General features: G+C 63.8%; 1 protein-coding gene. It reads left to right on the top strand.

The window, feature by feature from the left end:
- The coding region (locus EOA27_RS36440; protein WP_348639887.1) for a helicase-related protein at positions 1–1,424 on the top strand (1,424 nt) is incomplete at both ends.

Below are 1,424 nucleotides of genomic sequence, written 5' to 3'. Positions count from 1 at the left end.
GGCGCAGGAGTTCCGAAAGCTCTCCTTCGCCACCAACATGTCGACGCTGAAGGGGGTCGATCCGAACGGCTCGCAGCGGGCCTGGGACCTCTATGTGAAGTCGCGCTTCATCGAGACGAAGAATCCAGGCCGCGCGCTGGTGCTCGCCTCCGGCACGCCGATCACCAACACGCTCGGTGAAATGTTCTCGGTGCAGCGGTATCTCGGCTACGACGCGCTTCTCGAACGCGGCCTGCACGAGTTCGACGCCTGGGCGTCGACTTTCGGCGATGTCTCGACCGAGCTCGAGCTGCAGCCAAACGGCAAGTACAAGCCGGTCACCCGCTTCGCCACCTTCGTCAACGTGCCGGAACTGATCGCCATGTTCCGCACCTTCGCCGACGTGGTGATGCCAGAAGATCTGCGTCGGTACGTGAAAGTGCCGGCGATCTCGACCGGCAAGCGCCAGATCTTGACGGCAAAGCCCACGGCCGCGTTCAAGCGTTACCAGGTCCTGCTCGACGAGCGCATCACGGCGATCGAGATGCGCGACCGGCCGCCGGAGCCGGGCGACGACATCCTGCTTTCGGTTATCACGGATGGCCGTCACGCCGCGATCGACCTGCGCCTGGTCGATTCCGACAACGATAACGAGCCCGACAACAAGCTCAATCTCCTTGTCTCGAACGCCTTCCGCATCTGGAAGGAAACGGAGGCGAACACCTATGTGCGTGGCGACGGCAAGCCGTTCGAGCTGCCCGGCGCCGCGCAGATGATCTTTTCCGATCTCGGAACGATCAGCGTCGAGAAAACCAAAGGTTTTTCGGCCTATCGCTGGATTCGTGACGAGCTGGTCCGCCTAGGCGTTCCGCCCTCCGAGATCGCCCTTATGCAGGATTTTAAGAAGTCGGAGGCCAAGCAGCGCCTCTTCGGCGACGTGCGCGCCGGAAAAGTCCGTTTCCTGATCGGCTCCTCCGACACGATGGGAACCGGCGTCAACGCGCAACTGCGGCTGAAAGCACTGCATCATCTCGACGTGCCGTGGCTGCCCTCGCAGATCGAGCAGCGCGAGGGCCGCATCGTTCGGCAGGGCAACCAGCACGACGAGGTCGACATCTTCGCCTACGCGACCGAAGGCTCGCTCGACGCGACCATGTGGCAGAACAACGAGCGCAAGGCCCGCTTCATCGCCGCAGCGCTCTCGGGCGATACCTCGATCCGCCGGCTCGACGATCTCGGCGAAGGCCAGGTCAACCAGTTCGCCATGGCGAAAGCCATCGCCTCCGGCGATCAGCGGCTGATGCAGAAGGCGGGCCTCGAAGCCGATATTTCGCGGCTCGAGCGACTGCGCGCCGCCCATACCGACGACCAGCACGCCGTCCGCCGGCAGATCCGTGACGCGGAGCGGGACATCGAGTATTCGACCCGGCGCATCGGCGAGATCG

It is taken from the genome of Mesorhizobium sp. M2A.F.Ca.ET.037.01.1.1 (assembly GCF_003998075.1).
GTDB lineage: Bacteria > Pseudomonadota > Alphaproteobacteria > Rhizobiales > Rhizobiaceae > Mesorhizobium.
The sequence above is the reverse complement of the archived record's forward strand: the minus strand, read 5'-3'. Positions and strand labels throughout refer to the sequence as shown.